The 15,723-nt window shown below is 62.5% G+C and carries 13 protein-coding genes and 1 tRNA gene; 6 read left to right on the top strand and 8 right to left on the bottom strand.

All coding sequences use genetic code 11. The features are described from left to right. Positions 1–10: 10 nt before the first annotated feature. Positions 11–457: a DUF2690 domain-containing protein gene (locus ACIQC5_RS00070; protein ID WP_400277539.1), complete on the bottom strand. Its 447-nt coding sequence runs from the start codon at positions 455–457 to the stop codon at positions 11–13. Between the two features lie 348 nt (positions 458–805). On the opposite strand from ACIQC5_RS00070, the gene ACIQC5_RS00065 reads away from it, so the two are divergent. The 3 genes from ACIQC5_RS00065 to ACIQC5_RS00055 all read left to right on the top strand — a co-directional run bounded on the left by ACIQC5_RS00065 (position 806) and on the right by ACIQC5_RS00055 (position 4,630). Continuing rightward, positions 806–2,605, top strand: coding sequence for an ABC transporter ATP-binding protein (locus tag ACIQC5_RS00065; RefSeq protein WP_400277538.1), 1,800 nt, complete (start codon positions 806–808; stop codon positions 2,603–2,605). Continuing rightward, positions 2,602–4,434, top strand: coding sequence for an ABC transporter ATP-binding protein (locus ACIQC5_RS00060; protein ID WP_400277536.1), 1,833 nt, complete (start codon positions 2,602–2,604; stop codon positions 4,432–4,434). The genes ACIQC5_RS00065 and ACIQC5_RS00060 overlap by 4 nt, the downstream gene beginning before the upstream one ends. Before the next feature lie 119 nt (positions 4,435–4,553). After that, positions 4,554–4,630, top strand: a tRNA-Pro gene (locus ACIQC5_RS00055). Positions 4,631–4,788: 158 nt separating this feature from the next. Here ACIQC5_RS00055 and ACIQC5_RS00050 read toward each other — a convergent pair. Next, on the bottom strand, positions 4,789–5,016 hold the full coding sequence (locus ACIQC5_RS00050; RefSeq protein WP_400277535.1) for a hypothetical protein: 228 nt from the start codon (positions 5,014–5,016) through the stop codon (positions 4,789–4,791). A gap of 126 nt (positions 5,017–5,142) precedes the next feature. Here ACIQC5_RS00050 and ACIQC5_RS00045 point away from each other — a divergent pair, with 126 nt between their 5' ends. Continuing rightward, complete coding sequence (locus tag ACIQC5_RS00045) at positions 5,143–6,411, top strand: helix-turn-helix domain-containing protein (RefSeq protein ID WP_400277534.1); 1,269 nt, start codon at positions 5,143–5,145, stop codon at positions 6,409–6,411. Between the two features lie 73 nt (positions 6,412–6,484). Here the strand turns inward: ACIQC5_RS00045 and ACIQC5_RS00040 are convergent, their stop codons facing one another. Next, on the bottom strand, positions 6,485–7,420 hold the full coding sequence (locus tag ACIQC5_RS00040) for a phosphoribosylaminoimidazolesuccinocarboxamide synthase (RefSeq protein WP_400277533.1): 936 nt from the start codon (positions 7,418–7,420) through the stop codon (positions 6,485–6,487). 2 nt (positions 7,421–7,422) lie between these two features. Beyond that, complete coding sequence (gene purD, locus ACIQC5_RS00035) at positions 7,423–8,733, bottom strand: phosphoribosylamine--glycine ligase (protein WP_400278656.1); 1,311 nt, start codon at positions 8,731–8,733, stop codon at positions 7,423–7,425. A 103-nt stretch (positions 8,734–8,836) separates the two neighbouring features. Between purD and ACIQC5_RS00030 the strand changes: the two genes are divergently transcribed. Together ACIQC5_RS00030 and ACIQC5_RS00025 are read left to right on the top strand one after the other, a co-directional pair. Next, entirely contained in the window at positions 8,837–9,853 is a 1,017-nt protein-coding gene (locus ACIQC5_RS00030; protein ID WP_400277532.1) for an asparaginase, read from the top strand. A gap of 51 nt (positions 9,854–9,904) precedes the next feature. Beyond that, a complete protein-coding gene (locus tag ACIQC5_RS00025) occupies positions 9,905–10,306 on the top strand; it encodes a sterol carrier family protein (protein ID WP_400277531.1) in 402 nt (133 codons plus the stop codon). A gap of 70 nt (positions 10,307–10,376) precedes the next feature. Here ACIQC5_RS00025 and ACIQC5_RS00020 read toward each other — a convergent pair whose 3' ends face one another. From ACIQC5_RS00020 to ACIQC5_RS00005, 4 genes are all read right to left on the bottom strand, one after another. Continuing rightward, positions 10,377–11,864 (bottom strand): cation:dicarboxylate symporter family transporter, encoded by a 1,488-nt coding sequence (locus ACIQC5_RS00020; protein WP_400277529.1) that lies wholly within the window; start codon positions 11,862–11,864, stop codon positions 10,377–10,379. Positions 11,865–12,117: 253 nt separating this feature from the next. Then, entirely contained in the window at positions 12,118–12,885 is a 768-nt protein-coding gene (locus ACIQC5_RS00015) for an SDR family oxidoreductase (RefSeq protein WP_400277527.1), read from the bottom strand. A 24-nt stretch (positions 12,886–12,909) separates the two neighbouring features. Next, complete coding sequence (locus tag ACIQC5_RS00010) at positions 12,910–13,689, bottom strand: aspartate/glutamate racemase family protein (protein ID WP_400277526.1); 780 nt, start codon at positions 13,687–13,689, stop codon at positions 12,910–12,912. Between the two features lie 95 nt (positions 13,690–13,784). Further along, the gene (locus tag ACIQC5_RS00005; RefSeq protein WP_400277525.1) at positions 13,785–15,347 is read right to left on the bottom strand and encodes an NCS1 family nucleobase:cation symporter-1; all 1,563 of its coding nucleotides are present in this window, start codon (positions 15,345–15,347) and stop codon (positions 13,785–13,787) included. Between the last annotated feature and the right edge of the window lie 376 nt (positions 15,348–15,723).

Genomic DNA, 15,723 nt, shown 5'->3' with positions numbered 1-15,723 from the left:
CTCAGCAAACTCAGCAGAAGGTTCGCGAGTTGTTCATTTCAACGACACCGCTAGCAATATCCGTAATGCTTGAACCAACTGTCACGCACGTACTGCCAGGTGCGTACACCATGTTGGAGTAGTCAGTACCAACGTTGGTGACACCGGCGCGCATACTGCCGCCAGGGACCGTGCCCACGAAAATTCCGGCATTATAGTAATTTCCGGAAACGTTGCCGTACAGGTTAACCCAATTGGTCTGGCATGCTGGCGAGTACATGAGCTGAATCTTGCCTTGCACTTGGTTGTATTTTTGATTGACCATGTTCCAAGTCGAGACAACATATGCGCCTGAAGCGCAGCCCGACGATACCGGATCCAGGCCATGATGTGACGCGGAGGCGTTGGCCGCCGGCGCCATCAGCACCGCCGACGCGGCCACCGCTATGACAGCAGCAAGTGTAGTTCTCTTACGCATTCCCCAACCTAACGTAATTTGTGAATTTCCAGTTTCGTAAAGCGGAGCTAGGCTAACAGTCCATGTCAGTCCTACAAAGTCCCGCATTTCGACCTGTGGATAAGTGCCTGTTCGCTGGACGCCAACGCATCTTTCTTTTGCGGCTCCCGTCGGCCGGCGGGTCGGGGCGGTGATCTACGGGGCCGGCAGTCCGACGCAACCTAGCACCATTACGAATCTCAATAACTGTCAGGAACTTTCCACATAGCAAAGTGTGGTCCTGTGAAACGAATCACCTCATGGCATAGGGTAGTTGCTACGGGAAACTACCTCCGCACCATCTGAAGATCCAGCTGTTGAGAAGCGGGCATGTCCAAACAATCGTCATTCTTCACATCCGTCGGCCGCTTGTACCCCCACGTACGGCCCATACTCCCCCGGCTTTTCATGGGCCTCATCTGCGCCCTGCTGGCCAGCATCGTGGCCTTGGCCATCCCACAGGTCCTGCGTGTCCTTATCAACGACTCGCTCCAACCCGGTGGCGACACGGGCGCAGTCTGGGCTGCCGCCGTCGTCATCCTTGTCCTTGGTGTGGCGGAAGCAGGACTGGTGGCCTTGCGCCGGCAGTTCGTTATCAACCCGGCCACCACAGTGGAAACGAAAATGCGGGTGTCCCTCTATGGACACCTGCAGCAACTCACGGTCTCGTTCCATGACCGTTGGGGATCCGGGCAACTGCTCTCGCGCGCCATGACGGACCTCAGCTTCCTGCGCCGCTGGATGGCATTCGGCGCGATCATGCTGGTGGTCACCACGCTGACGGTGATCATCGGCGTGGCCGTCATGTTTTCCATGAGCTGGCAGCTGGCCCTGATCTTCCTGGCAGCAGCTGTACCGATCATGATCTACTCGTTCCGTTTCCGTCGGCGCTTCAGCCTGGTCACGCGTCTGAGCCAGGACCAGGCCGGCGATCTCGCCACCACCGTGGAGGAATCCGTCCACGGCATCCGCGTCTTGAAGGCATTTGGCCGCAGCCGCGAGGCGCTGGAGAACTTCAATGGCCAGGCGGAGGAACTGCGCCAAACCGAAATCGCGAAGGCAAAGCAGCAAGCCAGCTTCACGCTGGTGGTGACGCTCCTTCCGGAACTGGCACTCGGCGTCGGCCTGGTGGTCGGCATCATGCTCGCAGCGAGTGGGCAGTTGAGCATCGGATCGCTGGTCGCGTTCTTCGCGACTGCCGCGGTAGTGGCAGCTCCCGTGGAATTCTCGGGCATGCTTCTGGCCATGGCGCTGACGGCCAAGACGGCACTGGACCGCCACTTCGAAGTCATGGATACAGCGAACACCATCACCTCGCCCGAGCAGGCCGCGGTCCCGGCAGCCGTGCAGGGCGCTTTGCGCTTTGAGCAAGCTGGTTTTGGATTCGACGACGGCGGTCGGCTCCTGCGGGACATCACGTTGGACGTCCGTCCCGGCGAAACCATGGCCCTTGTGGGCATCACGGGCAGTGGCAAGAGCGCCCTGTTGCAACTCGTCCCCCGCTTGTACGACGTGACCGAGGGTGCCGTGACGATCGACGGCGTCAACGTGCGGGACTTCGATCTCGAAGCCCTCCGGTCCGCGGTAGCCGTGGCGTTCGAGGACACAACGCTGTTCTCCAGCTCGGTCCGGGACAACGTCCTGCTCGGCGCCCCGGACCCCAGCGATGCCGCGCTGGATGAAGCCCTGGACGTCGCACAGGCCCACTTCGCATACTCACTCCCTGACGGCGTGGACACACTGATTGGCGAGGAAGGGCTGAGCCTGTCCGGTGGCCAGCGCCAACGAATCGCGCTTGCCCGGGCCATCGCAGCCAAGCCCAAGGTCCTGGTGCTGGACGACCCCCTCTCCGCTTTGGACGTCAATACCGAGGAACGGGTGGAGGCCCGGCTGCGGGAGGTCCTGAACCAGACCACCACGCTGATCGTCGCCCACCGGCCCTCCACTGTGGCCTTGGCGGACCGGGTGGCTTTGCTCGAAAACGGGACCATCACCGCCGTCGGGACCCATACGGAACTGCTGGCAGAGAACGACCATTACCGCTACGTGATCGCGAGCCTGGATACCGGCCCGAAGGACCTGGACAGCGAATTGGACGAGCTCGAGAACGCCCAGGAGGCCCGCCGATGAGCTCCACCACTTTTGGAACCGCGAACGAAGACAACACGCTTCTCACCAAAGCGGACAGCAAAGCCGTACGACGCCGGTCACTTGCCTTGCTTGCCTCGCTGATCCGCCCTGTACGGTTGCGTTTCTGGCTGACAATCGCCATGGTGATCGTCAGCCAACTGACCCGCGTAGCGGGGCCGGCGCTGATCGCGTTCGGCATCGACAACGCGCTCCCAGCGTTGCAGGCGGGCGATAATTTCCCGTTGGTCCTGGCCGGTGCGTTGTACTTGGCTGCGGCCATCGCCACTGCAGGAATGACCGCCCTTTACGTGACCTCCACTGCGCGCCTGAGCCAGGCAATGCTCCTGGATCTGCGACTCCGCGTCTTCAGGCACACCCAGCGTTTGAGCCTGGAGTTCCACGAGAAGTACACGTCCGGCCGCATCATCGCGCGCCAGACCTCCGACCTTGAAGCCCTCCGGGAACTGCTCGACTCAGGAGTAAGCTCGCTGGCTTCGGGGATGCTGTTCATGCTGTTCACGGCTTTCACCGTGTTCGCCTTGGACTGGCGCACGGGCCTGATCATGCTCGCGGCCGGCGTTCCGATGTTCTTCCTGGCCCGCTGGTACCAGAAGCACTCGCAGATCGCATTCCGGGAGTCCCGTGTGGTGTCAGCGCGGCTGATCGTGCACTTCGTGGAAACCATGACCGGCATCCGGGCAGTAAAGGCCTTCCGCAAGGAGCGCGAGAACGCCGGGCAGTACGGCCAACTGGCTGAGGACTACCGCAAGAACACTGTCCGCTCCATCAACCTCAACGGCATTTTCCAACCGGGACTGGTGCTGATCGGCAACGTCTGCGTCGCCGTCGTGCTGTTGTTTGGTGGCTTCCGGGTCCTGGGCGGCGACCTCGCTGTCGGTGTCCTGCTGGCACTCATCCTTTCCACCAAGCGCTTCTTCCAGCCCGTGGACCAGATGGCCATGTTCTACAACTCCTTCCAGAGTGCGCAGGCTGCACTGGAGAAGGTCTCGGGCCTCCTGGAAGAGATCCCCACCGTTCGTCCGCCAAAGACCCCGGTGCCACTCAGGAGCTCCAGCGGCGAGATCGACTTCAGCAACGTGGAGTTCGGCTACGGCGACGGCAAGCTGGTGGTCCCCACGATGGACCTGCACATTCCCGCCGGCCAGACCGTAGCTTTGGTGGGGCAGACCGGCGCAGGGAAATCCACCCTGGCCAAGCTTCTGGCGCGCTTCTACGACGTCACGTCCGGCTCCATCCGCCTGGACGGAATTGATCTGCGGGACCTATCCACCACAGACCTGCGCCGTGCAGTAGTGATGGTGACCCAGGAAGCGTTCCTGTTCAGCGGATCGGTAGCGGACAACATCGCGCTGGGCCGCCCCGAGGCAAGCCGCGGGGAAATCGAAGCAGCAGCCCAGACCGTGGGAGCCCACGAGTTCATCACGAGCCTGCCGGACGGCTACGACACGGACGTCAACAAGCGTGGCGGACGTGTCTCTGCTGGCCAGCGGCAATTGATCGGCTTCGCCCGCGCGTTCCTGGCCGCGCCCGCGGTCCTGATCCTCGATGAAGCGACGTCCTCCTTGGACATTCCCTCGGAACGCATGGTCCAGCAAGGACTCGCCAACCTGTTGGAGGGTGTCGCGGGTGGCGATGCTGCCCGGACAGCCATCATCATCGCGCACCGCTTGTCCACCGTAGAGACCGCAGACCGGGTCCTCGTGGTGCACGATGGCCGCATTGTGGAGGACGGAACGCCTGCTGAGCTGATCAGTGGTGGCGGCCGATTCGCCCAGTTGCACGGCGCCTGGCGGGACTCGCTCGTCTGACCCGGCGCTGGGCCGGGGGTGCCGGGGCGAAGCGGCCGTTGTGACCAGCGACACGCCCTCCTCGATTTCGCATCACGGGCCGTTTCAGCTATTCTTGAACAGTTGCTTTCGCAGCGGATCGGGATGTAGCGCAGCTTGGTAGCGCGCTTCGTTCGGGACGAAGAGGTCGCAGGTTCAAATCCTGTCATCCCGACCAAAACAAAGAGGGTCTTCCATTCGGAAGGCCCTCTTTGCGTTATCCGCCCCGTTCAGCTGGTGTCAGGTTCAGGGGGCCGGCCACCAAACTTTCGGTGGAAATGAGAAACCCCGGAGCGTCGCTCGTCACGCTCCGGGGTTTCTCTTCAATTCAATTGTTTACATAGGATCCGGCCAGTTGCCGATGGACGACGTGGTGTACGTGGTGTCGGTTGTCTTGGTCGGTGTGGTTGTGGTGCTGGCCCGCATGGGGTCGGGCCAGTTGCCAATTGCACTTACGGTAGAGCCGGAGTCCACTGCCGAAGCAGCGGACATGATCGCGGGAGCCGCGGCCGTGAATGCCACAGCGCCTGCCAAAGCGACTGAAGCAGCGATTTTCTTGAACATAGTTTTCCCCAATGCGAGTCGGATTCGTTACGGAAATTGCGCGGTCCCTGTTGACATACATTGTAAAATGTTTTCCACAGAGACTGTCAAGGTTTTGGTGAAAAAGACACCTGTAGGAGGGACCCCGTGGGAAACGGATTCGGCGAGAAGCTACGTGCCGAACGGCTCGAACGTGGGTTGACGCAGGCAGAGTTGGGCAAGAACCTGTACTCGCCGAGCTATATTTCATTGCTTGAAACCGGCCGACGTGAGCCCACTGCTGAGGTCATCGAGGAGCTCGCACGGCGGCTGGAGTTGGCCCCCAAGGCACTGGAGGCCTGGAGTCAGCCGGTATCCATCAGCGACGCCGAGTACGTGCTGGCGGGGCTTTACGCCCGGCAGGCCTGGGACTTGAGGGACTACCAACTGGCAGCCAGCCACGCCGCCACCGCAGCGCAGATCGCCCTGGAGGCCAAGAACAACAGCGCTTGGTGGAACATGACGTACATGCAGGCAGAATGCGTGATGAAGCAGGGCATGTTGAAGGAATGCCAGCAAATCGTCGAGCATCTGCTGGAGCACCCCATGGCCACGGAATCCGCCGGCCTGGGTGTTCGTGCCTGGCAGATGCTTGCCGCTGTGTGCCACGGCCAAGGCCAACTGGCTACCGCCGTCGAGCATGCGAAGCAGGCAGTAAAGCTGAGCGAGCAACTGCCCAAAGGATCCACGCTGATCATCGGTGCGCACCGTGCACTGATCGGCGCGTTGGCCGAAAGCGGCAAGCTCGACGAAGCGTGGACGTATTGCCTGGCCATGATCGAGCACATGGACGAGCACTCCATGTCGCAACTGGCCGGCGAGGTCGCCTGGGTGGTGGGGAACGTCGCTTTCATGCGGCACGACTACATTGAAGGCATCAAGCACCACGAGCGCGCTGCCAAGCTTCTCTCCCCCGCCAACGACATCGAACTTTGGGCCCGCTTTAACAAGGCCTCGGCGGCGGTCCGCTTGTCCTCCGGGATCGTGGAACCGGAGACGCTTTCTTCCATTGAACGCGCCGAACTCGCTTTGTCGATCGTGGGCGGAAACAAGACGGACCAGCTTGAGGTCGCGTTCATCCGCGCCCGCTGGCTGTACTTGACAGGTGACATTCCGGCCGCAGTGTCCAAGCTCCGCGAAATCTACGAGGACCGCAAGGTCCTGGCACGGCACACGGCCGGCGAAGTCTCGCTGCTCCTGGGCAAGTCTCTCAAGGCAGCCGGCGAGTCGACCGAAGCCCTGCATTACCTGGAAGAAGCACAGCACGATTTCAGCGCCGCTGGAGCCTCGGACCGGGTGCAGCAAGCAATGGACGCTGTCCTGGAAATCCGGTTGGCCGAGCGCCGCGCCGCAAAGGAACATTCCGAGGCCAGCTAGACCCAACTAAGTCGCAGTAGAGCACGTTTTGAGCGGTCAAAACGCGCTCTACTGCGACTTAGTTGGGTGGGACCTACGCGAACGTGCGGCCCGTCAGCTTCTCATACGCCTCGACGTAGCGGGCGCGCGTGCGGTCCACGACGTCGGCAGGAAGTGCCGGCGGCGGAGTGTCCGAGGCCTTGTCCCAACCGGACTCGGCGGAGGTCAGCCAGTCACGGACGTACTGCTTGTCGTACGAGGGCTGCGACTGGCCCGGCGCATACGTGGACGCATCCCAGAACCGCGAGGAATCCGGAGTCAGGACTTCGTCGCCCAGGGTGATGATGCCAGTAGCTGCGTCAATTCCGAACTCCACCTTGGTATCGGCGAGGATGATGCCGCGTTCACGGGCGATTTCCTCGGCACGGGTGTAGATCTTCAATGTGAGTTCGCTGAGGCGGGCCGCGATGTCGTCGCCCACCATGGCTACGACGTCGTCGTAAGTGATGTTTTCGTCGTGCTCGCCAACCTCGGCCTTGGCCGACGGGGTGAACAAAGCCTTCTCCAGCCGGGATCCATCCACGAGGCCCTCCGGCAGGGGGATCTCACAGACCGTACGGGAGTGCTTGTACTCAGCCAGGCCTGAACCAGTGAGGTACCCCCGGGCAATGCATTCCACCGGGAACATGTCCAGCTTCTTGCAGATCATGGCACGGCCCTGGACGGCGGCAGGAACGCCGCCCTCCACAGTGGAAGCCAACACGTGGTGCTCTACGTCCAGCTGATCAAACCACCAGAGGCTGAGCTGCGTGAGAATGCGGCCCTTGTCCGGGATTTCGCTGCTCAGGACGTGGTCGTACGCGCTGATGCGGTCGCTGGCGACCACCAGGACGCATTCCTGGCCGAACCTTTCGGTGATGGATTCATCGGCCGGAACGTACAGGTCGCGGACCTTGCCGGAGTAGACGTGCGTCCAACCGGGAAGTTGCAGGGCCTCGGTCTCGAGGCCGCCGGGAGTGCTTTCAGTCATGCTCAGGCCTGTACTTTCGGGATGGTTCCGGTGGCTGCGTAGGGCACGCGGATTTCGCCGCGCGCGGCCTTGCCTCCGATGTCCGTGCGGAACTGCGAGCCTTCAAGCTGAACCAGCTCGACGCCGTCGTACGCCTTTTCGCGGGCCTCCACCAGATCGGAACCGAGCGCGACAACCGCCAGGACGCGGCCGCCGGCCGAGACGACCTTGCCTTCCTCATCCAGCGCGGTGCCGGCGTGGACTACGTGGACGCCGTCAAGCTCGTCCACCTTCTTCAGGCCGCGGATGCGATCGCCCGTGCGGGGCGTGTCCGGGTAGTTTTCGGCGGCAACGACGACGGCGACTGCCGTGTCCTTGGACCAGCGCAGCTCTTCTGCGGTATCCAGTTCGCCCTTGGCAGCTGCCAGGAGCAGCGCGCCGAGCGGCGTCTTGAGTCGTGCCAGAACGGCTTGCGTTTCGGGGTCGCCGAAGCGGACATTGAACTCGATGACGCGTGTGCCGCGCGACGTCAGGGCAAGTCCGCAGTACAACACGCCGATGAACGGGGTGCCGCGGCGGGCCATCTCGTCCACAGTGGGCTGTGCCACGCGGTCGATGACTTCCTGGACCAGCCCCTCGGGAGCCCATTCGAGCGGTGTGTACGCGCCCATGCCACCAGTGTTGGGGCCTTCGTCATTGTCGAAAATGCGCTTGAAGTCCTGCGCCGGGGACAACGGGACGGTGGTGCGGCCGTCGCAGAGGACGAACAGGGAGACCTCAGGGCCGTCAAGGAATTCCTCGATGACTACCGTTCCACCGGCGTCGAAGCATGCCTGGGCGTGGGCCAGGGCTTCGTCGCGGTCGTTGGTGACCACAACGCCCTTGCCGGCGGCCAGGCCGTCGTCCTTCACCACGTGCGGAGCGCCGAAGGTGTCCAGTGCGTCTGCAGCTTCCTCAGCGTTCGTGGCCACGCGGGCCATCGCCGTGGGAACGCCGGCTTCAGCCATGATCTGCTTGGCGAAGGCCTTGGAGGCTTCCAGCTGGGCTGCTTCCTTGCTGGGACCGAAGACCGGGATACCGGCTTCCCGGACGGCGTCGGAGACACCCGCGGCAAGCGGGGCTTCCGGTCCGACGACCACCAGGTCCACTGCCAGCTTGGTGGCGAGGGCGGACACGGCTTCCGGGTTGTTCCCGTCAATCGCGTGGGTGGGAACGAGTTTGCTGATGCCTGCGTTACCCGGGGCCGCGTGGACCTCGGAAACGTTGGGATCTTCAAGCAGAGAGCGGACAATGGCGTGTTCGCGGCCGCCTGGGCCAATGACGAGTACCTTCACAGTCTTCAAGGGTACTTTGTGAAGGGCACCCCGTCCTAAGCTGTGTCGCTCCCCGGGCATGGGATGACCCGGGATCTGCCCCGCCGCGCCCTAGACTGGCCTCATGCCACTGAGTTCCCATGAAACGTTCAACGTTGAATCCGCAGTCGAACTGGCCGTGATCGAACGCAGTGGCTTTATCGAATCCCGGCACATCGGCGCGGCCGTTGTCCTGTCCGGAGACGGCTCGGTTGTCACACAGCTGGGCGACATCGCAGCCCCCATCTTCGCGCGCTCCACCCTGAAGCCTTTCCAGGCCTTGGCATCCATGCAGTCCGGCGTTCCGCTCCGCGGCGCCCAGGTTGCCGTGGCGTGCGGCAGCCACACCGGATCCCTGGACCACATGGATGTGGTGGAAGGAATGCTCAAGGCAGCCGGCATCCGCGAAGAGCAGCTCCAATGCCCCACCGCCTGGCCGCAGGATGAAACTGCGCGCAACTGGCTGGTGCGCTCCGAACGCGGCATGTCCAAGCTCGCTTCCAACTGCTCCGGGAAGCACGCCGCGTTCCTTTGGGCGTGCACGGAGAACGGCTGGGACACCCGCAGCTATCTTGAGCCGAACCACCCCCTCCAGCAGCGGGTGCGGGGAGTGATCGAGGAGTACAGCGGGGAATCCATTTCGCATCTGGGAATCGACGGCTGCGGTGCTCCGGTTGCAGCGATCTCGCTGACCGGCCTGGCCCGGGCCTATTCGCGGCTGGCCAAGTCACCGGGCGATCCCTCTTCCAATGCCCGCGCCGCCACTATCGCCACCTCCATGCTCGACTATCCGTGGGCCGTCCAAGGCAAGGGCGAATCCAACACGATCGTCATGGAAGAGCTCGACGTCCTGGCCAAGGGTGGCGCTGAGGGAGTGCTGGTCCTGGCCACGCAGACGGGGGCCACTGCGGCCGTCAAGATGCTGGATGGCAACTTCCGGGCCACCGCGCTGGTGGGCCTGACGCTGCTTGCCGTGAGCGGGGCGTTGGACATCCCCGGCGTCTCGAGCGTCCTGGAGAAAGTGGTTGAGCCGGTACTTGGCGGTGGGCGGCCAGTGGGCAAGATCCGTTTGGGGCACGCTGTGTCGGCTTTGCTCGGCTGAACTGATCGCTCGGTAGAACCAGGCACCAAATAGAAAAGGAAAGGCTGTGTCATGGCTGTTGCACGCCGACGCATTGACGTCGAAGAGGGCCGCGCCGCACTGGCGGCCTGGCTGACCGCCGTCGGCCCCTCGCGTGGCCAAGCTCCTGGCGCCGAGGCGGGGACACCGCCGTCGCGCTCATTAATTGCGACGGCGGTCCGCTTCTCGCTTGAGGAAGTCACCGCCCGCGCGCCCGGCAATTCGGTGGAGGTCCGCGTCCCGCCGTTTGGCGTCACGCAATGCGTGGAGGGGCCCCGCCACACGCGGGGCACTCCCCCGAACGTGATCGAGTGCGACGCCGACACATGGCTTTCATTGGTGACCGGTCGGATCTCGTGGGCGGACGCTGTTTCGAACCACTTGGTGGCTGCGTCCGGGCTGCGTGCGGATCTTTCGGACCTGCTTCCGCTGTAACCGGTTTGTGGACGGCCGATGCCCCCAAGACCGCGTCTTAGGGGCACCAGCTGCACATTCACTTGTGTGATTAGTCGGGGCAGACCGGTGTGGTTGCTTGTCCCGGCTTGCTCATCTCGAACTGCGGGATATCGTCCGCTGCGGGGCCGCCGCGGAACTTCGGCGAGGGGTTCTGACCCCCGCTGAGCCGCTGGAGTTCCTGCTCTTCGAAGATCTCTTCTTTGCCCAGCATGATGGCCGAATCCTCGTTGGTGATTTCGCCGTTGAAAGCGCGGACCATGACATCACGGTCAAACTGGCCTTCCCACTTTGCGACGACGAACGTTGCCACACAGTTTCCGAGCAAGTTGACGACGACCCGCATGGAGTCCATGAGGCGGTCGGCTCCGAGGAGGAGTGCGACGCCGGCAACCGGGAAGATGCCGAGGGCGGCGGCCGTAGCCGAGAGCGCCAGGAAGGATGAACCCGGAACACCTGCCATGCCCTTGGAGGTCAGGAGCAACACACCGAGTGCGGCCAACTGCTGGCCGAGGTCAAGGTTGTGGCCGAACGCCTGGGCCAGGAACAGCAGCGAGATCGAAAGGTAGATCGCGGCGCCGTCGAGGTTGAAGGAGTAGCCGGTGGGGACTACCAATCCGGTGGTTGCACGGGAGCAACCGGCATTGGTCAGCTTGGTCATGATGCGCGGCATGACGGCTTCCGTGGAGGCTGTGCCGAGTGCCAGCAGGAATTCTTCGCGGGTGTACTTCAGGAACTGCCACAACGGAACCCGGGCGAAGCCCCAGGCCACCAGGAACAGCAGGCCAATAAAGACGATCGCCGCTCCGTAGCAGGAGGCGATCAGCAAGGCATACGTGCCCAACGTGCCCAGGCCGTACTGGCCGATGATGAACGCCATGGCACCGAAAGCACCAATGGGAGCCACTTTCATGATCCAGGACATGATCTTGAAGATCAGTTCAAGGACGGTTTCCATGAGGCTGATGACCGGCATGCAACGCTCTCGGCCGATAACCACGATTGCAGCACCGAAGAAGACCGAGAAGAACAGCACCTGGAGGAGGCTGTTGTTCGCGAAGGCGCCGATGACGCTGGTGGGGATGACATCCAGGATGAACGCTGCCGCATCCTTGGGCACTGCGTGGCCGGTCTTGGCATCAAGCGCTTCCTGGGAAAGCGTTGACGGATCGATGTTCAGGCCGGAACCGGGCTGAACGATGTTGCCGACGACGAGTCCGAAGACCAGGGCGAAAAGCGTGGCGCCGGTGAAGTACAGGAGGGCTTTGACCCCGACCCTTCCGACCGCCTTGACGTCGCCGACCGCCGAGATGCCCGTGACGATCACGAGGAAAATCAGCGGAGCGATGATCATTTTGATGAGTTGAATGAATCCATCGCCCAGTGGCCGGAGGGTGGACCCGATATTCGGCCAGAAATGACCGATGAGCACACCTGCGACGACGGCGATCAGGATTTGGAAGAAGAGCGACTTGTACAGTGGCTTCTTCTTCAGCGGGGCCGAACTCGCCTTCAGCGCCGCAGAGTCTGGGATCTTCATTGATCTGAACCAATCAGTTGGGAACAGCCCCACATTTGGGGGATGTTTTCAATGTAATCCCGCTCACACGATTCCGCAAGGGGAAAATGAATTTCCATATTGCGGAAAGTCACATTCGGTGGAAAGGCTGGTAGCGGAGGCTTCCTGACCTCTTTTGACAAGGAAAAGCCCACGACACGCCCAAAATAGGGGCGTGTCGTGGGCGAAGTTGATGCAAAGAAGGTCAGGACGGCACGCGTAGGCTCCGGCCGACCTAGCCGCGGCCCACGAAGGGCATGCCCGCCGCCGTAACCACGAGGGAACCCACGCTTGCCGAGGCAGGCATGTTGGCCATCATCAGGACCGCACGGGCGGCGTCCTCCACGGGGAACATGGGTTCCACACGGCGGGTGCCGTCAGCCTGCAGCGCGCCCGAACCAACGCCGATGGTGTCCATGATTTCGGTCCGTGTGTTGCCGATGTCGATCTGCCCGCAGGTGATCCCGAACTCACGGCCATCCAGCTCGATGCTCTTGGTCAGTCCGGTCATCGCATGCTTGGTCACGGTGTACGCAACAGACCTGGGGCGCGGTGAGTGCGCAGAGATGGAGCCGTTATTGATGATGCGGCCACCCTGCGGCTCCTGGGCCTTCATGGTCCGCACGGCTTCGGCGGCACACAACATGGAGCCGGTCACGTTGACGCGCAACGTGGCCTCCCACTCGTCAACGTCGATCTCGCCAACGTCGCCGGAGGGCCCAAAGATGCCCGCGTTGTTGAACAGCACATCCACCCGCCCCCAGCGTTGGTGAACCTCAGCGAAAAGGCGGGCGACGTCGTCGGGCACTGTCACGTCGCACGGCACCACCAGCGCGTCCGGGTGACGGTCGGCGGTCTCAAGCAACTGCGGCTCGCGGCGCCCGGCCAAAGCCACGCGGTAGCCTTCGGCGAGCATGAGCCGGGCAACAGCCCTGCCGATGCCCGAACCGGCCCCGGTGACGACGGCGACCCTGTAGTCTGCGGGCGGCCTGGAGTCAGTCATGGTGTTGCCTTTCGGATGTTGCCGTTAGCGGGCGGCCTGAGCCTCGGCGGATTGAGGTGCAGTTTGGGCTCCGCCAGTCGTGCCGGCGGTTATTGGCCAGCCTATGACAGTCTTGGGACGCGGCGTGGCGTAGGTGCGGACCTTGGACGTGGTCAGCCCGAGCCGTACGAGCGATTCGGCAATCGTGACCGCCGCTGCGACACCATCGACCACCGGGACACCAGTGCGCTGGCGGATCTGTTCGTCGAGTCCGGCCATGCCGCCACAACCGAGCACGATCACCTCGGCCTTGTCGTTGAGCACCGCTTCCTCGGCTTGGCCAACAATGGCCTCGACGGCGCGGTCCGGGTACTCCTCAAGCTCAAGGACGGCCATGCCGCTGGCCCGGACAGAGGCGCAGCGCGCTTCCAGGCCGGCAAGCTTGAGGCGGTCCTCGATCAGCGGGACAGCACGATCGAGGGTGGTGACCACCGAATACTTGTGGCCGAGGAACATCGCCGTACTCGCGGCCGCCTCGGTAATGTCCACCACCGGGACGTCGAGGAGTTCCTGCAATCCTTCGCGGCCGTGCTCGCCGTAACCGGCCTGGATCACTGCGTCGAAGGGTTCAGGGTAGTTGACCACCGCATCCATCACGGCGATCGCGGCGAGGTAGCTCTCGAAGTTGCCCTCACAGGAATCGGCGCCGAAGCGCGGTGTGATCCCGATGATTTCCGTTCCCGGGGCGGCTGCGGCGCGGGCTTGGGCAGCAATGGAGTCGGTCATGGATTGGGTGGTGTTCACGTTTGCGACAAGGATGCGCATGGTTTCCTCTCAACGGCAGCGCCCGCCCTTGGTCCAGTGGGACCGGAGTCCGGGTGACTGGGGCAGGGCGGGCGGCACCTTGATTGCGGTGGTTGTCAGTGGGTGCTGGCGACGGCGATCGGCTCGCCGGAGACGTCCTCGTGGGCTTGCTTCTTGTCAGCCACAGCGAAGTACGTGAGTGCCGCAACGCCCGCTCCGATGAACCAGGCGAAGGGTGCAGCCGCAGCCAGCGCCGGGATGAACGCAATGGCGATAGCCAACGCGGCGGCGGGAATCATGGCAAGGATCGCCCTGGGGTTGACGCCACGCTTGTAGAAGTAGGCACCCTTGGGATCCTCGGAGTAAAGCTCGGGGACGTTGACCTTGCCCCGGCGGATCAGCCAGTAGTCGGCCATCACAACGCCGAAGAGCGGGCCGAGGAGTGCACCAAGACCGCCCAGGAAGTACACGATCACCAGCGGGTTGTTGTAAAGGTTCCACGGCAGGATGATGAGGCCGATGGTGCCGCTGACCCAGGCCGCCTTGCGGAAGTTCAGGTGCCGCGGGAAGAGGTTGGTCAGCGCGTAGACCGGAGCCACAAAGTTCGCCATCAAGTTCACGGCGATGGTCAGGATCAGCAGGGCAAGGCAAGCCAGCACCAGCAGGAGCGTGTTCGGGATGCTCTGGACAATGTCCGAGGGGCTCTCGATGACCGTCCCGTTGATCTTGTACTGACCGCCGGCCATGATCACCACGATTGCACCGAAGACCAGCATGTTGATGGGGATGCCCCAGAAGTTGCCCTTGACGATTGACTTCTTGGACGTCGATGACCGGGTGAAGTCGCAGAAGTTCAGGACGAACGTTCCGTAGATGGATACCCAGAGGGCGCCACCGGCAAAGATGGTCAGCCACATCTCGGTGCCTTCAAGGCCCTTGATGCCGGACCACTGGATAGCGCCGCCGGCCTCGATGAAGACCCACACGGCGATCGCGGCCATGGTCACCAGGATGATGGGGCCTGCGAAGGCCTCGTACTTGCGGATCATTTCCATGCCGAAGCTGACAATGACCAACTGCACGATCCACAGGGCTACGAAGGAGAGCCAGCCAAGTGTCGAGAGGCCAAGGAGGGAGTTGCTGTCCAGGTCCTTCAAACCGGGGGCCATGGCGACGAGCATGACGCGAAGCACTACGGATGCCAGGTAGGTCTGGATACCGAACCAGGCGACAGCGACGGCGCCACGGACCAGGCTGGCAATCTGAGCACCGCGGATGCCGAAGCTGATGCGGCTCATGACAGGGAAGGGCACGCCGGTCTTTTGTCCCATGAACCCGGAGAAGTTCAGCAGGGCGAACAGCAGGACGGCGCCGATACCCAGTGCTACGAGGATCTGCCAGCCGCCCAAACCGAGCGAGAACAGTCCGATCGCGAAGGCATAGTTACCCAGGCTGTGGACGTCGTTGGCCCAGAGGGTAAAGATGCTGTAGCTCGTCCACTTACGGCCTTTGGCCTTGGTGGGAGCGAGGTCAATGTTGTACAGGCTGGGACTGATGATACGGCCTGAGGCTTCGGAGGCGATCTCGCAGAGGGCTGTGTTACCCACTGCCGGGTGGTTGGGGCCACCCTTTAGGTCATCCGGAGTCTCAGTGACGCCGACTGATGAAGTCGTCTGCATCGTGGATCTCCACTTCGTACTGTTTCCACAATATGGAAACAAGTTATTGAATAGTGAAAGAACTCTATGACTCAGGTCACGTCACGTCAAGGGCCGGACGTGTATGCAGGGTCACATTTGGTTGCTTGCGACGAGGTTTCCCAGTTGACTGTTGAAGTTCGCGACTTCGTGTTGACGGTACCCATCAGCCCGGATAATCTCGAATTGCAGAATTTTATTCTCACAATACGAAATTCCTTGAGCGCCCCCACAGAGCAAGCGCCCAGACATTCAATGAAGAGAGGTTGGACGTGGCTGCAGGAGAAGAGACCTCACACATCCTCAGCGGGTTGACTGCCCAGCTGCCTGATCGTGATCCGGAAGAGACCGCGGAGTG

Source organism: Paenarthrobacter sp. NPDC092416, assembly GCF_044755025.1.
Taxonomy (GTDB): Bacteria; Actinomycetota; Actinomycetes; order Actinomycetales; family Micrococcaceae; genus Arthrobacter.
This window is presented reverse-complemented; position numbering and strand designations above follow the sequence as displayed.